The sequence below is a fragment of the Nocardioides sp. genome (assembly GCF_029937575.1).
Classification (GTDB): Bacteria; Actinomycetota; Actinomycetes; order Propionibacteriales; family Nocardioidaceae; genus Nocardioides.
In genome coordinates this window covers 230-15583 of the sequence record NZ_JAPYPS010000019.1, presented here as the reverse complement: position 1 = coordinate 15583, position 15354 = coordinate 230, and the positions used below count along the sequence as shown (strand labels likewise).

The following is a 15354-nucleotide window of genomic DNA, read 5'->3' as shown; positions in this document are numbered from 1 at the left end:
TGGTGCTGGTGCTGGTGCAACGTGCTGGTGGGTCGGGTGCTGACTGGCGCGAGGCCGGCCGCGATGGTGTCGTGGTCAGCGCGCCATCCATCCACCGTCGACGACCAGCACGTGGCCGTTGACGTAGTCGGCAGCGGGGCTGCTGAGGAAGACGGCGGCACCGGCCACGTCGGCGGCGGTGCCCCATCGACCGGCGGGGATCCGGTCGAGGATCGACTGCGCGCGATCGGCGTCCTCGCGCAGCGCGGTGGTGTTGTCGGTGGCCATGTAGCCGGGAGCGATCGCGTTCACCTGGACGCCGCGCGGTCCCCACTCGTTGGCCAGTGCCTTGGTGATGCCGGCGACCCCGTGCTTGGAGGCTGCGTAGGAGACGACGCGCAGGCCGCCCTGGAAGGCCAGGAGGCTCGCGATGCTGACGATCTTTCCCTGGCCACGCTCCACCATGGGCCGACCGAGCTGCTGGCACAAGAAGAAGAGGCCGGACAGGTTGATGTCGAGGACGCGGTTCCAGGCGTCGGCCGAGACGTTGACGGAGTCCTCGCGGTCGATGATGCCGGCGTTGTTGACCAGGATGTCGATCTGGTGGCGCCCGGTCACCTGCGCCGCGATCCGCTCGACGGCGTCGAGGTCTCCGACGTCCAGGTCATGGACCTCGACCTCGCGGCCCAGGTCGGCGGCCTGTCGCTCGGTCGACTCCTGGCTGCCGGGCAGGCCCACGAGCACGAGGTCGGCTCCGGCCTCGGCCAGCCCGAGGGCCACCGCCTGGCCGAGTCCCCGACCGGCGCCGGTGACCACGGCGCGCTTGCCGTGCAGGTCGAAGGGCGATCGACGCTCGGTCGCCGTCAGGGTGCTCACAGGTCCTCCACCGCGACCGGGGTCAGGTCGGTGTAGCAGTTGTTCTCCCCGGTCATCGCCCAGATGAAGGCGTAGGAGCCGGTGCCGGCGCCGGAGTGGATCGACCACGGCGGCGAGATGACAGCCTGGCGGTCGCTCACCACGAGGTGCCGCGTGGCCCCGGGCTGGCCCATCAGGTGGAAGACCCGGTCGCTCTCGTCGAGGTCGACGTACATGTAGACCTCGGTACGACGGTCGTGCAGGTGCGGGGGGAAGGTGTTCCACACCGAGCCCTCGGAGATGACGGTGAGGCCGAACTGCAGGGCCGCGGTCTTCAGCTCCTGGCCCCAGGCGTAGCGGTAGAGGTTGCGCTCGTTGGCCGCCTCGGGAGTCCCGAGGGCGAGCGGCTCCACCTTGCCGTGCTGGAGCGGCGTGGTGGGGTAGGTCGCGTGGGCCGGTGCCGAGACGAAGTAGAAGGCCGCGTCGGCGCCGGCGAAGACGACCTCGCTGCCACGACCGACGTACAGGCCGTCGAGGTGGTCGAGCTCGAACTTCTCGCCGTCGACGAGCACGTGGCCCGCGGCCCCGACGTTGATGACTCCCAGCTCGCGACCCGTCAGGTGGGTCTGCGCGCCCAGGACCTCCTCCCACGCGGGGAGCTCGAGCTGCTCGTCGTGGGGCATGGCACCACCGATGACCAGGCGGTCGTCGTGGGTGTAGACCCCGTTGACCTCACCCGTGCTGAACAGGTCGCCAGCCAGGAACTGGTCCCTCAGCTCCGCGGTCGTGGCAGTCTCCACGCTCGACGGCGACGTCGAATATCGAACCTGAATCACGAATGATCCTCATTTCTTGAACTACGTTCGTCTATGTGAACTGCAACGTACACGTGACGGCGGTCACGGTCAAGGGGTCGATTGTTGTCCATGTATGCGAACTGGGCGTATGCTTTCGCCACTCCCTCCCATGACCCACCGACAGAAGGCGTCGCGATGAAGGTTGAGAAGACGACGGTCGCCAGCGGCACCAGCACCTCGGTTGCCGGGCCGGTCAAGTCAGCGGCGCGGGCACTGGACCTGCTCGACGAGATCGCCACCCACGGTCCCGGCACCCAGCTCCAGCTGTCGACCCGCCTGAGCATCCCCAAGAGCAGCCTCCACGCGCTGCTCAAGACGATGACGGAGCGCGGCTGGCTGCAGACCGACCCGACCGGCAGCGTCTACCAGCTGGGGATCCACTCGCTGGTCGTGAGCTCGGCCTACCTCACCGGCGACTCGGTGCTCTCGCGCGCCAACCCGGTGATGGACGAGCTCGCCGCCGCCACCGAGGAGACCGTCAACCTGGCGCGTCGCGACGGCGACCACGTCATCTACACCGGCAAGCGCGAGTCCGTGCACCCCCTGCGCATGCACCTCGCGGTCGGGCGACGCCTGCCTGCCTACTCCACCGCGCTGGGTCGCGCCGTGCTGGCCGAGCTGCCCGCCGACGAGCGCGCCCGGCTCGTGCCCGACGAGATCGCTCCCCTGACCGCGAAGACCACGACGGGCAAGGACGAGGTGCTCGCGATCATCGACGCCGCCGAGCGGGACGGCTACACCGTCGAGAGCGAGGAGTCCTGCATGGGCGTGCGCTGCTTCGGCGTCTCGCTCCCCTTCGGGCTCCCCGGCTCCGACGGCCTCAGCGTCGCCGCACCGATCAGCCGGCTGACCGGCGGTCGCGAGGACAACATCATCGAGACCCTGCTGAGCATCAAGGCGCGGCTCTCGACGGTGCGCGAGCACAGCGCCATCCGCTGAAGCGGCCGAGCCTCCGGTCCACTGGTGGGGCGCCTCGACCTCGGTGAGGGTCTAGACCAGCACCACCCAGGCGGCGCTACTTCTTCTGGCGCCGCGACCCGCCGTGCCAGTCCTCGGACTTCCCGACCCCGTCCTCCTCGACCCCCAGGGCACGCAGCTGCGGCAGCTCGCGCAGGCTGCGCTTGAGCTCGGCGAAGCCCGGGAACGTGGCGAGCCCGACCACGTGGTCCCACAGCTCACCGGCCTGCTCGTCGGACGGCAGTCGGCTGATCACCGGGCCGAAGAACGCAGCGCCCTGCGGCGGGGCGATGTGCAGGATCGGCGTACCGACGTCCTTGCCGGTCAGGGTCAGCGCCTCGTCGGTCTCCGCCTGGATCTGGGCGTCCCTGGACGTGTCCTCGAGATGCTCGGCGAGCTCGGTCGGCAGCTCGCAGTCGGCCAGGGCACCCACGATCACCGGCCGCAGGTCGGTCGGCTCGTAGGAGCCCGGCGGCTCGTCGAAGACCCGACTGCTCACCGCCGGGTAGAGCGCCTCCACAGCCGCGGGACCGTGCTCGTCGCGGACGTGGGCGAAGACGCGCAACAGCTTGAGCCCTGCCGTGTGGCCGTCCTCGTACTCCGGCGGGAAGTGGCTGTCGTAGTCGATGTGGGCATTGAGAAGCCGCAGCGAGATGAAGCGCCACTCGACCGTGTAGTCGCGCTGGGCCTGGACCGTGCGCACCCACTTGCTCGTCATCCACGCGAACGGGCACACCGGGTCGAACCAGAAGCGGACGTCGGGGTTCTCGAGGTCGTACGACGAGTCGGTCATGGCGCCAGTCTTGCTCGGAGGTGGTTCGGGGTGGGGCTCAGGAGCCTTCGGCCAGCTCGCGCGACCGGTCGCGCGCGGCCTCCATCGCCGCGAGGAACGCCGCACGCACCTTGTGGTCCTCCAGCTCGCGCAGCGCGCTGGCGGTCGTGCCGCCCGGGGAGGTGACCTGCTCGCGCAGCACCGTCGGGTGGGTACCGGTCTCGCGCAGCATCTTGCCCGACCCGACCAGGGTCTGGATGACGAGCTCGCTCGCCGTCGAGCGCGGCAGTCCGAGGTGGACGCCGGCCTCGATCATCGACTCCACCACGAAGAAGATGTACGCCGGGCCGGAGCCGGAGATCGCGGTGACGGCGTCCTGCTGGCGCTCCGGGATCCGCACGACACGCCCCACGGAGGCGAGCAGCGACTCGGCCTCGGCGAGGTGCGCGTCGGAGCAGTGCGAGCCCGGCGAGATCGCCGCCATCCCCTCGTCGACCAGCGCGGGCGTGTTGGGCATGACCCGCACGACCGCGACACCCTCGGGGACGCGGGCCTCGATGAAGGACGTCGTGATGCCGGCCGCGAGCGAGACGACGAGCTGACCGGCACGCAGCGACGGTGAGATCTCGGCGAGGACGTCGGCCATGTCCTGCGGCTTCACCACGAGTGCGACGGTGTCGGCCTTCGCGGCTGCCTCGATGTTGGACACCACGGCGACGCCGTACCGCTCCTCGAGCTCGCGAGCACGGTCGGCTCGCTTCTCGCCGACCAGGAGCCGGTCGACGCGGCGCCCGGCACGCACGAGCCCGGAGAGGAGGGTCTCCCCCATCACACCGGCTCCGATCACGGCCGTCTGCACTGACGGACCCACCGACGGGGTCGCGGAACCGGTCACAGGGGCACCTACTTCTTGGAGATCAGGGACTTGAGGAAGAACGACAGGTTCTGCGGGCGTTCGGCGAGGCGCCGCATCAGGTAGCCGTACCACTCCTGACCGTAGGGCACGTAGACCCGCACGGTCTCGCCGATTCCGGCCAGGCGCCGCTGCTCGTCGGGACGGATCCCGTAGAGCATCTGGAACTCGTAGCTGCCCTGCGCCCGCCCGTAGCGGCTGGCGAGGGAGGCGGCGATCTCCACCATCCGGGGGTCGTGGGTGGCGATCATCGGGTAGCCGTCCCCGCCGAGCAGCACCTTGAGGCAGCGCACGTAGGATTTGTCGACGTCGATCTTGTCCTGGAAGGCCACGTCGTCGGGCTCGTTGTAGGCGCCCTTGCACAGCCGCACGCGCGACCCCTCGTGGGCGAGCTGGCGGCAGTCGCGCTCGGTGCGGTGCAGGTAGGCCTGCACCACGGCGCCGGTCTCGGGGAAGTCCTTGCGGAGGTCGCGCAGCACGGCGAGCGTGCGATCGGTCGTCGTGTGGTCCTCCATGTCGAGGGTGACCGTCGTGCCGGCGTTGCGGGCCGCCCGACAGATCGTGCGGGCGTTCTCGAGAGCGAGCTTGTCGCCGATCTCGGGGATGGCCTGTCCGATGGCCGACAGCTTCACCGATACCTCCGCGCTGCGCGGCAGCGCCCGCGACCCGAGGGCCGCGAGCAGCTCGACGTACGCCGCCACGGTGGCGTCGGCCTGCTGGGAGTCGAGCGTGTCCTCGCCGAGGTAGTCGAGGGTGACCTTCAGGCCGTCGTCGATCAGGCCGGCACTGGCCTCGACGGCGGCCTCGGTGGACTCGCCGGGGACGTAGCCGGTGACGATCCCGGAGGTCACCGGCATCGTGCTGACGAGCTTCTTCACCCCGCTGCTGCGGGCGAGGAGCAGGATCGGCTGGCGGAGCAGGGACATGGATCCCAATCTACGTGGCCACCACGGAGGTCCGTCCTTCGCATTGCCGCCCGCGGAGTCACGTCGTAGCGCACAATGGCGGCAGGGGACGGGACAGCAGGGAGACGACGAGCATGGCGGAGGGGAGTCTCGGGGTGCCTGCGCGCCCCGGCAACGACGCCTGGTCGGACTCGTCGGCCCGCTCCGTGCTCCAGCTGATGGTCGAGTCGGTGACCGAGATGATCGGCTTCCGGGTGGCCGTGCTCTCGGTGGTGCTGGGCCAGGACCTGGTGACCGTCGCCTATGCCGGGCCCGAGGAGTTCCGCGACGAGGTGATGACGACCGACCCCGCCTCCGTGCTCGACCCGATCCTGCAGCAGGCGGAGACCTGGGGCCGCTTCCGCTTCCTGGCCGCCGAGGATATCGTCGGCGAGCTGGAGGGCACCTGGGTCGAGACCGTCACCGATCCGTTGGAGGCGCCCGACGGCTGGCATCCGCGCGACGTCCTGCTCGGCGTCCTCTCCGACGACCAGGGCAAGATGTGCGGGATCCTGTCGGTGGACATGCCCGTCTCCAGGAGACGCCCGGACGGACACCAGCGGCGGCTGCTCGAGCGGTATGCGGCCCAGGCCGAGCGTGCCGTCATCACCGCGTTCGAGCGCGATGCCCTGATGCAGCAGATCGCCCACGCCGAGGCGGCGCGTCGGCTCGTCCGCTCCGCCTCGATGCCCGCCCAGGCCTCTCTCGAGGCGGTGCTCGACCACACGCACCGGCCACTCGTCGAGGGCTTCGACGCCTCCGGCTCGTGGATCCAGGTGCTGGGCGCCGACGAGTCCCGGCGCGGTCGCGCCCGGGCACGGGACGGCAGCGCCGTGCGACTGCCCGCCGACGTGGCCACCCTGGCCGACGAGCTCGCCCCCCGCCTCTGGGCGCACCAGCAGGTCTTCGTGGTCGACGACAGCGCAGAGCCGAACCTGTCGGCCGGGGTGCTGGACCAGGACCTGCTCGACCAGACCCACGAGCAGCTGCGCGCTCTGGGGCTGGGCTCGGTGCTCGCCGTCCCGTTGGGAGTGGGCCAGGAGTGCCTGGGCTTCCTCGCTCTCACCCGCAGGGCCCAGGACCCCCGTTGGTCCGTCGTCGAGATCGACTCCGCCCTCGAGATCGGCCACGACCTGGGCGCTGCCCTGATGACCGCCCAGGCGCTCGAGAGCCAGCGGGCTCTGGTCGAGGAGCTGCGCCAGGTCGACGACTACCGGACCCACCTGATCGAGACGCTGTCGCACGAGATGCGTACTCCCCTGACGGTCATCACGGGCAACCTCGAGATGCTCGGCGACGTGGAGCTCGACGCGGAGGCGAGCCATCTGCGCGACGCCATGACCCGGGGCACCACCCGGATGCAGCGCGTCGTCGACGACCTCCTCCTCCTGGCGACAGTCAGCCATCCGCACCACCCGCTGGTCCGCACTCCCGTGGACCTGCGTCAGGTCGTTCACGACGTGGTCGCCCTGGTCGAGAACCCGGTGCGCGCCAAGCGGCTCACCCTGGACGTCCGCCTCAGCGACCACGACCTCACGGTCTCCGGACACGATGCCGAGCTCGACCGGCTGCTGAGCAACCTGTTGAGCAACGCGGTGAAGTACACGCCTCGTGACGGGCGGGTCCGACTCTCGGTGGTCCGTCGCGACAGCACCGTCGTCCTCGAGCTCGTCGACAACGGGCTCGGCATCTCCGAGGCCGACCAGGTGGGCCTGTTCACCTCGTTCTACCGGACCACCAACCCGGAGGCGTTGCGTGAGCCCGGCACCGGCCTGGGACTGTCCATCGTGCTGCACATCGCGCAACGCCACGGGGGCACGGTGGCCGTCAGGTCCCGGCTCGGCGAGGGCACGACGTTCACCGTCACGCTGCCGGCGGCCTGAACCGCTCGGCGTGCCCTCCTGGCAGGATCCGGGCGGCGTCGCGGCTCGTCAGGGCGTGGGTACGACGAAGTGCTCGCGCGCGAAGGCCAACGACTCCCGCAGGTCGGCCTCGCGCTCCTCGCGGCTGTTGCACCGCCGGGTGTTGATCTCCAGCACCACGGCGCCGGCGAACGGCGTGGATGCCAGGTGCTTCAGGAAGCCGGCCGCGTCCATCGCTCCGCGTCCGGGCACGAGGTGCTCGTCCTTGGCCGAGCCGCTGCCGTCGGTGAGGTGGACGTGGCGCAGCCGCTCCCCGAGCCGCTGGGCCATCTCGACGACGTCGGAGTGCGCGATCGCGGCGTGCGAGAGGTCGATGGTGGTGTTGGCGTACGGCTCCGCGGAGGGATCCCAGCCCGGGAGGTACATCTCGGCGCCGCGCTTCTTGGTGGCGCGCCAGGGGTACATGTTCTCGACGGCGAAGCGGATGCCGGTGGAGTTCTCGAGCGCGGCGATCCCGTCGACGAAGTCGCGGGCGTACTCCTTCTGCCACCGGAACGGCGGGTGGACGACGACCACGTCGGCGCCCACCTCGTGCGCCATCTCTGCCGACCGCTCGAGCTTGCCCCACGGCTCGGTGCCCCAGACCCGTTGGGTGAGCAGCAGGGTCGGGGCGTGGACGGCGCAGATCGGGATCTCGTGGTGCTCCGAGAGCTGGCGGACCGCCGAGGTCTGCTGGCTGAGCGCGTCGATGCCGACCATCACCTCGACCGCGTCGTAGCCGAGGGCGGAGGCGTAGGCGAACCCGTGGGCGGTCGACTCGGGATAGACCGACGAGGTGGACAGGCCGATGCGGGTCACGCGCGGCTCACCTCGTTGCGATGCCTCACTCCAACTACTCCCTCGTGGTGCTCTGCGCACTCTGGTCAGGTGGCCCGGGGGCCCTCGGTGACGCTGAGCCGGTCGATGCGTTCAAGGATGACGCCCTCACGCAAGGCCCAGGGACAGATCTCCAACGCAGGCAGGTCGAAGATGTCCATGCACGCCTCGGCGACGAGCGCTCCGGGCAGCACCTGGTGGGCGCGGCTGCCGGAGACTCCGGGCAGCGCCGCCAGCTCCTCGGCGCCCATGTCCACCAGCTTGGGGATCCAGTCACGCAGGTCGTCGAGGTGCAGCACCCGCGGCACCAACGGGCCGTCGGCCGACGGCGGGGCACCGCAGATGCGCGCCAAGGAGCGGAAGGTCTTCGAGGTCGCCGCCGCACGGTGCGGAGTGCCGGCGCGCAGCAGGTTGCCCGCGTCGCGGGCGATGTCGGTGCGGATCCGCTTGCGGATCTTCTTCAGGTCCGACTCGTCGAGACGCTCCTCGAAGTGGGCCCGCGCCAGCCGCGCCGCCCCGAGCGGGAGCGACCAGGCCACGTCGGGTCGCTCGTCGCCGCCACCGGCGATCTCCAACGAGCCACCACCGATGTCGAAGACGGCCAGCCGGCCGGCCGACCACCCGAACCAGCGACGTACGGCCAGGAAGGTCAGGCGGGCCTCGTCCTCGCCCGAGAGCACGCCGAGCTCGACGTCGGTCTTGCTGCGCACCGTGGCCAGCACCTCGTCGGAGTTGACCGCGTCACGCACCGCGGACGTGGCGAACGCGAGCATGTCCTCGCAGCCCTTCTCCTCGGCCACGACGAGTGCCTCGGCCGTGAAGTCGACCAACGCCTCGATGCCGCTCGTGGAGACGGCACCGCTCTCGTCGAGGTGCTCGGCGAGGCGCAGCGGCTGCTTGTAGGAGTACGCCGGCAGCGGTGCCGCGCCGTCGTGAGCGTCGACCACCAGCAGGTGGCCGGTGTTGGACCCGATGTCCAGGACGCCCAAGCGCATGGGACCAACCTACCTTCGGCGGGGCCGCCGTAGGCTCGCGCCCATGCCTGAGGTCGATCTCGTCTTTCCGCGCGCGTTCGTGGAGTTCGTCAACCCCGCCGACGAGACCGAGGTGATGCGCTGCGACCTCACGTGGCTGACGAGCGCCTACATGTGCATCTTCGGCCAGGGGTGCGCCGGCATCTACGCCGATGCACCGGACACGGGGTGCTGCACGCTCGGCGCCCACTTCGCCGACAAGGAGGACGAGAAGCGGGTCGCCGGCTTCGTGGCACAGCTGACCCCGGAGCAGTGGCAGTTCCACCCGGGCCGAGCGGTCAAGAAGAAGGACTGGATCGAGACCGACGAGGACGGCGAGCGCAAGACCCTCGCCATCACCGTCGACGGGCAGCAGGCCTGCGTCTTCCACAACCGAGCCGACTTCGCCCCCGGAGGACCCGACGCACAGCCGGTCGGTGCCGGCTGCGCGCTGCACGGCCTGGCTCTCGACCAGGGTCGCAACCCGTTGGAGACCAAGCCCGACGTGTGCTGGCAGCTCCCGATCCGCCGCACGTTCCGCGACGTGGAGCAGCAGGACGGCTCCACCTACACCGAGGTGACGATCGCCGAGTACGACCGCCGCGGCTGGGGCCCCGGCGGCCACGACCTCGACTGGTACTGCTCGGGCAACACCGAGGCCCACGTGGCACCCGACCCCGTCTACGTCACCAACGAGGCCGAGCTGACCGAGCTGATGGGCAAGGCGGCCTACGACGAGCTCGTGCGCCACTGCGAGGCACATCTGCGCTCCCGGTCCGCGCTCGCCATCCATCCGGCCTCCCGCACCACGCCCTGACGCCCTGGCGCAGCCAGGCCGCTCGACGGGGAGCGCAGCGAGCGCCTTGACCATCCGTGGGTGTCTCGACGTCGAGACACCACCACCCCGGGGTCAGCACTGACTGAGGCGGGGCTGAGAATGTTCGGCATGCGACTCGACCATCTCTCGTACGCTGCCGGACCCGATGGCCTCGCCGCCACCGCGGAGAAGATCGGGTCACTGCTGGGCGGCACCTTCGCCGACGGGGGCATCCACCCCCGGTTCGGCACCGTCAACATGACGCTCGCGCTGGCCGACGGCACCTACATCGAGATCGTCGAGGCCCTCGACCACCCCGCCTCCGACAAGGCGCCGTTCGGGCAGGCCGTCAAGGCGCGCTCGGCGCTCGGCGGCGGCTGGCTCGGCTGGGTCGTCTCGGTCGACGACATCTCCGTCGTCGAGGAGCGCCTCGGCCGCTCGGCCGTGGCCGGCAACCGGCACCGCCCCGACGGCACCGAGCTGCGCTGGCAGCAGATCGGCGTCAACGGCACGATCGCCGACCCGCAGCTGCCGTTCTTCGTGCAGTGGGACGTCGCCGCCGAGCTGCACCCGTCCGCCGGGGCCGACGAGGGGATGAGCCTTGCCTGCCTCGAGATCGCCGGCGACCCGCAGCGCGTGAGCGAGTGGCTCGGCGAGACCGTCGAGGCACCGCTGGAGGACGTGAAGGTCGAGTGGGTCGCCCCGCACGGCACCCCGGGCATCCTCGCCGCCCAGGTCCAGACGCCGGCCGGCCTGATCCGGATCTGAGCCGCTGAGCAAGCCGCTTGCGGGGGCGATCCCCAGCCCCAACATCTGGAAGCACACCGCCACCTACGAGATCGAGAACGACGCCGTCGACCCCGACGGTCGGCTCTGGACGGCGATGGCCGACCAGGCCACGTGGGCCGGTCGCGACGTGCTGGACCTCGGCTGCGGGACCGGCTTCCACCTGCCCGCCTTCGCCGAGGACGCACGCACGGTGACCGGCGTCGAGCCGCATCCCGACCTGGCGGCGCTGGCCGCACGCCGTACCCGTCGGCTCGACCACGTCAGCGTGCTGCCCGGCACCGCGCAGGCCATCCCGCTGCCGGACGCCGCGGTCGACGTCGTCCACGTCCGCTGGGCCTACTTCTTCGGCCCCGGGTGCGAGCCCGGCCTCGCCGAGCTGGACCGAGTCGTGCGCCGCGGGGGCACCGCCCTGGTGATCGACAACGACGGCTCGCGCTCGACGTTCGGCTCGTGGTTCCGACGCGGCTACCCGCACCTCCCCTCGCCACACGAGATCGAGCGCTTCTGGGGACTGCGCGGGTGGACCCGCACACCGGTCGACATGGGGTGGCGCTTCACCTCACGCGCCGACCTCGAGGCGGTCGTCCGGATCGAGTTCAGGCCGGAGACCGCCGACGAGATCCTGCGCGAGCACACCGGCCTGGAGGTCGACTACGCGGTCAACCTGTGGAGCCGGACCTACTGACCCGCGGAGCTGCGCCCTACGCCCCGGACGAGGCGCGGATGGTCAGGTGCGGAGTGAGCAGCAGACCGTCGGCGACCTTCGTCGGCACGCCGAGGAGGTCCTCGAGGGCGCGCACGACGGCGACCGCGACCTCCTCGAGCGGCTGACGCACCGAGGTGAGCCCGGGGTAGACCACCTGGGCGACCTGGGAGTCGTCGAAGCCGACGACGGCGATGTCCTTGCCGGGGTGGAGCCCGCGCTCGGCCAGGGTCCGCAGCACCCCCATCGCGAGGGTGTCCGAGGCGCACACGAACGCGGTGGGACGCGCCTCGTCGAGCAGGTGGCTGCTGGCGTCGCGGCCGCTCCACACGGTGTCCTCGACCCGGGAGGCCATGCCGGTGGTGGACAGGCCGCGCTCCTTGAGCGCGCGGCTCCAGCCGGAGCGACGGTCCTCCCCGATCCGGGACTCCTTGCGCCAACCGATCCAGGCGATCCGGGTGTGTCCGCGCTCGAGCAGGTGACGGGTCGCGAGCTCGGTGCCGGCTGCCCCGTCGACGTCGACCCACGGGTGACGCGCCTCCGGGTCGTCCCAGGGACGCCCGAAGGCCACGAACGGCGCGCGTCGCTGACGCAGCCAGGTCGCCTGCGGATTGCCGAGGTAGGTGTCGGTCACGATGAATGCGTCGACCGCCGTCGAGCGCACCAGGTCGTCGTACCCCTCGAGCGGGTCGGCGCCCTCGCCCGAGAAGAGCAGGACGTGGTAGCCGGCCTCGCGCGAGGTCCACACCAGCGAGTGGACGAAGCGGTCCATCGCAGCGTTGGCCGTGCCCTCCTGGACCGGGCTCAGCCGCAGGCCGACCAGGTGCGAGGCGCGGGTGCGCAGGTTGCGGGCGGCCCGGTTGGGCAGGTAGCCGAGCTCCTCGATGGCGTGCTGGACCCGGACGAGCGTCTCGGCGCGCAGCAGGTCGGGGTTGTTGACGGCGTTGGAGACGGTCTGGCGCGAGACCCCGGCGCGCTCGGCGACGTCTGCCAGCGTGGGCGGCGACAGCGGCACGTGGGCGGAGATCCCGGCGAGCCCGGACGTCCCGGTGGTCCTGTCCATCTCACCCCACTCACCCGTCGTCGACGAACCAGTTTAACGATCCAAGGCGCCAGCATAGAGCGATCTGCGGGGCGGCACACGAGTGTCACGTCGGTCGGTGTCGGTGGGCTCGCCTAGCGTTCGGTGCATGGCCAAGTCAGCACCCCGATCTCCCCGACCGAGCTACCGCTGCGCCGAGTGCGGCTGGGAGACCGCCAAGTGGGTGGGGCGCTGCGGCGAGTGCCAGGCCTGGGGCTCGGTCGCCGAGGCCGGCGCCGTCACCGCGCGGACGGCGGCAGGCCCCGTCACGTCACCGGCCGTCCCGATCGCCCAGGTCTCCGTCGACGACTCGGTCGCCCGCGTCAGCGGAGTCCCCGAGCTCGACCGCGTCCTGGGTGGCGGCGTCGTGCCGGGTGCCGCGATCCTGCTGGCCGGCGAGCCCGGGGTCGGCAAGAGCACCCTGCTGCTGGAGGTCGCCGCCCGTTCGGCCGCGACCAGGCAGCGGGTCCTCTACGTCACCGGAGAGGAGTCGGCGAGCCAGGTGCGGCTGCGCGCCGACCGCACGGGAGGGGTCTTCGACGAGCTGTTCCTCGCAGCGGAGACCGACCTCGGAGCCGTGCTGACCCACATCGAGGAGGTGCGCCCCACGCTGCTGGTGGTCGACTCGGTGCAGACGATCGGCGCCTCCGACATCGACGGGGTCCCCGGCGGCGTGACGCAGGTGAAGGAGGTCGCCGCCGCGCTCGTGCGGGTGGCCAAGACCCGCAACATCGCCACCGTCCTGGTCGGTCACGTCACCAAGGACGGCGGCATCGCCGGTCCGCGCGTGCTCGAGCACCTCGTCGACGTGGTGCTGCACTTCGAGGGCGACCGCAACTCCCGCTTCCGGATGCTGCGCGCGGTCAAGAACCGCTTCGGTCCCGTCGACGAGGTCGGCTGCTTCGACCTCGGCCCGGACGGCATCAGCGCGGTCGAGGACCCCACCGGGCTCTTCCTGGAGCAGCACCACGGCCGCGTGTCCGGCACCTGCGTCGCGGTGGCGATGGAGGGCCGGCGTCCGATGCTGGCCGAGGTGCAGGCCCTGGTGACCCTCAGCGGCAGCGAGCGTCCCCGCCGTACGACCTCCGGCATCGACAACTCGCGGCTCGCGATGGTGCTGGCGGTGCTGCACCAGCACTGCAAGATCCGGCTGCACAACCACGACGTGTTCACCTCGACGGTCGGCGGCGCCCGGCTCACCGAGCCGGCCAGCGACCTCGCCGTGGCCGTCGCCCTCGCGTCGTCGCACTTCGTCAGCCCGGCACCGCAGGGTGTCGTGGCGATGGGCGAGATCGGCCTGGCCGGCGAGCTGCGCCGGGTGCGCGACATGCCGCAGCGACTCGCCGAGGCCGCCAGGCTCGGGTTCTCGATGGCCGTCGTCCCCAGCGAGCACACGCTCCCGGGCGGACCCCGCCCGTCCTCGGAGGGCCGGATGGTCGACGGGATGCGCGTCGTCGAGGCCCCCGACGTCCACACCGCGCTGCGCCTGCTCCACCTCAGCGAGCGCACCAAGCATGCGCTCGAGGTCGTCGAGGACCACTGAGGCCCGCGGGACGGGCCCTGACCCTGGGCGCGGCCGGCGCCTCGTCCCTGTCCGGACTTCGTCCGGCATGGCCCGCCACGCCCCTGTCAAGGCAGGTCAAGGCGTTGACCGGTACTAAGGTGCACTCGTGAGTGCCACCGATCGGAGCGAGGAGCAGCTGCGCCTGCGCGCCACCCTCGCCTCCATCGCCCCGGGGACCGCGCTGCGTGACGGCCTCGAGCGGATCCTGCGCGGACGCACCGGTGCCCTCGTCGTCATCGGGCACGACCGCACCGTGGAGTCGATCGCGACGGGCGGGTTCGCCCTGGACGTCCCGTTCACGGCGACAGGACTGCGCGAGCTGGCCAAGATGGATGGCGGCATCATCGTCGACAAGGACATCACCCGGATCATCCGCGCAGCGGTCCACCTGATGCCCGACCACTCGATCCCCTCCGAGGAGACCGGCACCCGCCACCGCACCGCCGACCGGGTGGCCAAGCAGACCGGCTTCCCGGTGATCTCGGTGTCGCAGTCGATGCAGATCATCGCCGCCTACGTCGGCGAGACACGTCACGTCCTGGAGGACTCGGGGCAGATCCTGTCGCGGGCCAACCAGGCCCTGGCGACCCTCGAGCGCTACAAGCTCCGCCTCGACGAGGTGTCGAGCACCCTGTCCGCCCTGGAGATCGAGGACCTCGTCACCGTGCGTGACGTCGCGGTGGTGGCCCAGCGCCTGGAGATGGTGACCCGGATCGCCCGCGAGATCGAGGACTACGTGCTCGAGCTCGGCACCGACGGTCGACTGCTCTCGCTCCAGCTCGAGGAGCTCATCACCGGCGTCGATGCCGAGCGCGAGCTCGTCATCCGCGACTACGTGCCCTCCGGCCGCAAGGGCAAGAGCCCCGAGGTGCTCCTGGCCCGGCTCGAGGCACTCTCCCCCACCGAGCTGGTCGACCCCGGCGCCTCGGCCCGCGTCCTCGGACTCGGCACCGGAGAGCACCTCGACGGTGCGGTCGCCCCTCGCGGCTACCGGCTGCTCGCGAAGGTCCCCCGCCTCCCTCCGGCCGTGGTCGATCGACTGGTGGACCACTTCGGGACCCTGCAGAAGCTGCTCTCGGCAGGCGTCGACGACCTCCAGGCCGTGGACGGCGTGGGCGAGCTGCGCGCCCGCAGCGTACGTGAGGGTCTCAGCCGCCTGGCGGAGTCGACGATCCTCGAGCGGTACGTCTGAGGTCAGTGGACCACGACGAAGGAGTGGACCACGTCGACCGAAGAGATTGAGCAAGCGACGCGACTGAGGTACGAAGTCGCACGAGCGCGACGTCTGAGGTCAGTGGACCACGACGAAGGAGTGGGCCACGTCGACCGAAGAGATTGAGCAAGCGACGCGACTGAGGTACGAAGTCGCACG

At 71.0% G+C, this 15354-nt stretch carries 15 protein-coding genes; 7 read left to right on the top strand and 8 right to left on the bottom strand.

Annotated features, from left to right (window positions below; translation table 11 throughout):
* Positions 1–75: 75 nt before the first annotated feature.
* Entirely contained in the window at positions 76–855 is a 780-nt protein-coding gene (locus tag Q1K33_RS08925) for an SDR family oxidoreductase (RefSeq protein WP_300402966.1), read from the bottom strand.
* Positions 852–1634 carry a 5-dehydro-4-deoxy-D-glucuronate isomerase gene (kduI, locus tag Q1K33_RS08920; protein WP_300402963.1) on the bottom strand — a complete coding sequence of 261 codons (783 nt, stop codon included), beginning with the start codon at positions 1632–1634 and terminating at the stop codon, positions 852–854. Before kduI ends, Q1K33_RS08925 begins: the two co-directional genes overlap by 4 nt.
* Before the next feature lie 192 nt (positions 1635–1826).
* On the opposite strand from kduI, the gene Q1K33_RS08915 reads away from it, so the two are divergent.
* On the top strand, positions 1827–2630 hold the full coding sequence (locus Q1K33_RS08915; protein ID WP_300402960.1) for an IclR family transcriptional regulator: 804 nt from the start codon (positions 1827–1829) through the stop codon (positions 2628–2630).
* Between the two features lie 76 nt (positions 2631–2706).
* Here Q1K33_RS08915 and Q1K33_RS08910 read toward each other — a convergent pair whose 3' ends face one another.
* From Q1K33_RS08910 to Q1K33_RS08900, 3 genes are read right to left on the bottom strand one after another with little or no spacing between them, the layout of a single operon-like run.
* Complete coding sequence (locus Q1K33_RS08910) at positions 2707–3441, bottom strand: hypothetical protein (RefSeq protein ID WP_300402957.1); 735 nt, start codon at positions 3439–3441, stop codon at positions 2707–2709.
* 37 nt (positions 3442–3478) lie between these two features.
* The gene (gene proC, locus Q1K33_RS08905) at positions 3479–4279 is read right to left on the bottom strand and encodes a pyrroline-5-carboxylate reductase (RefSeq protein WP_300402954.1); all 801 of its coding nucleotides are present in this window, start codon (positions 4277–4279) and stop codon (positions 3479–3481) included.
* Positions 4280–4323: 44 nt separating this feature from the next.
* On the bottom strand, positions 4324–5259 hold the full coding sequence (locus tag Q1K33_RS08900; protein ID WP_363319665.1) for a proline dehydrogenase family protein: 936 nt from the start codon (positions 5257–5259) through the stop codon (positions 4324–4326).
* A 113-nt stretch (positions 5260–5372) separates the two neighbouring features.
* On the opposite strand from Q1K33_RS08900, the gene Q1K33_RS08895 reads away from it, so the two are divergent.
* Positions 5373–7160, top strand: a complete 1788-nt coding sequence (locus tag Q1K33_RS08895; RefSeq protein ID WP_300402951.1) for an ATP-binding protein — start codon at positions 5373–5375, stop codon at positions 7158–7160.
* Between the two features lie 48 nt (positions 7161–7208).
* Here Q1K33_RS08895 and Q1K33_RS08890 read toward each other — a convergent pair whose 3' ends face one another.
* Together Q1K33_RS08890 and Q1K33_RS08885 are read right to left on the bottom strand one after the other, a co-directional pair.
* A complete protein-coding gene (locus Q1K33_RS08890) occupies positions 7209–7997 on the bottom strand; it encodes a sugar phosphate isomerase/epimerase (protein WP_300402948.1) in 789 nt (262 codons plus the stop codon).
* Between the two features lie 65 nt (positions 7998–8062).
* Positions 8063–9010, bottom strand: a complete 948-nt coding sequence (locus Q1K33_RS08885; protein WP_300402945.1) for a Ppx/GppA family phosphatase — start codon at positions 9008–9010, stop codon at positions 8063–8065.
* Between the two features lie 43 nt (positions 9011–9053).
* Here Q1K33_RS08885 and Q1K33_RS08880 point away from each other — a divergent pair, with 43 nt between their 5' ends.
* The 3 genes from Q1K33_RS08880 (at position 9054) to Q1K33_RS08870 (ending at position 11319) form a co-directional block, all read left to right on the top strand.
* Positions 9054–9845, top strand: coding sequence for a hypothetical protein (locus Q1K33_RS08880; RefSeq protein ID WP_300402941.1), 792 nt, complete (start codon positions 9054–9056; stop codon positions 9843–9845).
* A 129-nt stretch (positions 9846–9974) separates the two neighbouring features.
* The gene (locus Q1K33_RS08875) at positions 9975–10613 is read left to right on the top strand and encodes a VOC family protein (protein WP_300402938.1); all 639 of its coding nucleotides are present in this window, start codon (positions 9975–9977) and stop codon (positions 10611–10613) included.
* A 115-nt stretch (positions 10614–10728) separates the two neighbouring features.
* Positions 10729–11319, top strand: a complete 591-nt coding sequence (locus Q1K33_RS08870) for a class I SAM-dependent methyltransferase (RefSeq protein ID WP_300402935.1) — start codon at positions 10729–10731, stop codon at positions 11317–11319.
* 16 nt (positions 11320–11335) lie between these two features.
* Here the strand turns inward: Q1K33_RS08870 and Q1K33_RS08865 are convergent, their stop codons facing one another.
* The gene (locus Q1K33_RS08865) at positions 11336–12400 is read right to left on the bottom strand and encodes a LacI family DNA-binding transcriptional regulator (RefSeq protein WP_300402932.1); all 1065 of its coding nucleotides are present in this window, start codon (positions 12398–12400) and stop codon (positions 11336–11338) included.
* Positions 12401–12527: 127 nt separating this feature from the next.
* Here Q1K33_RS08865 and radA point away from each other — a divergent pair, with 127 nt between their 5' ends.
* The gene (radA, locus tag Q1K33_RS08860) at positions 12528–13961 is read left to right on the top strand and encodes a DNA repair protein RadA (protein WP_300402929.1); all 1434 of its coding nucleotides are present in this window, start codon (positions 12528–12530) and stop codon (positions 13959–13961) included.
* A 127-nt stretch (positions 13962–14088) separates the two neighbouring features.
* Positions 14089–15174, top strand: a complete 1086-nt coding sequence (gene disA, locus Q1K33_RS08855; RefSeq protein ID WP_300402926.1) for a DNA integrity scanning diadenylate cyclase DisA — start codon at positions 14089–14091, stop codon at positions 15172–15174.
* Positions 15175–15354: the final 180 nt, after the last annotated feature.

Coding starts and splice junctions, on each gene's coding strand:
- Q1K33_RS08870 (WP_300402935.1), top strand. CDS start 10,729: ATGGCCGACCAGGCCACGTGGGCCGGTCGCGACGTGCTGGACCTCGGC.
- Q1K33_RS08875 (WP_300402938.1), top strand. CDS start 9,975: ATGCGACTCGACCATCTCTCGTACGCTGCCGGACCCGATGGCCTCGCC.
- Q1K33_RS08865 (WP_300402932.1), bottom strand. CDS start 12,400: ATGGACAGGACCACCGGGACGTCCGGGCTCGCCGGGATCTCCGCCCAC.
- radA (WP_300402929.1), top strand. CDS start 12,528: ATGGCCAAGTCAGCACCCCGATCTCCCCGACCGAGCTACCGCTGCGCC.
- Q1K33_RS08910 (WP_300402957.1), bottom strand. CDS start 3,441: ATGACCGACTCGTCGTACGACCTCGAGAACCCCGACGTCCGCTTCTGG.
- Q1K33_RS08895 (WP_300402951.1), top strand. CDS start 5,373: ATGGCGGAGGGGAGTCTCGGGGTGCCTGCGCGCCCCGGCAACGACGCC.
- Q1K33_RS08900 (WP_363319665.1), bottom strand. CDS start 5,259: ATGTCCCTGCTCCGCCAGCCGATCCTGCTCCTCGCCCGCAGCAGCGGG.
- Q1K33_RS08885 (WP_300402945.1), bottom strand. CDS start 9,010: ATGCGCTTGGGCGTCCTGGACATCGGGTCCAACACCGGCCACCTGCTG.
- Q1K33_RS08915 (WP_300402960.1), top strand. CDS start 1,827: ATGAAGGTTGAGAAGACGACGGTCGCCAGCGGCACCAGCACCTCGGTT.
- Q1K33_RS08880 (WP_300402941.1), top strand. CDS start 9,054: ATGCCTGAGGTCGATCTCGTCTTTCCGCGCGCGTTCGTGGAGTTCGTC.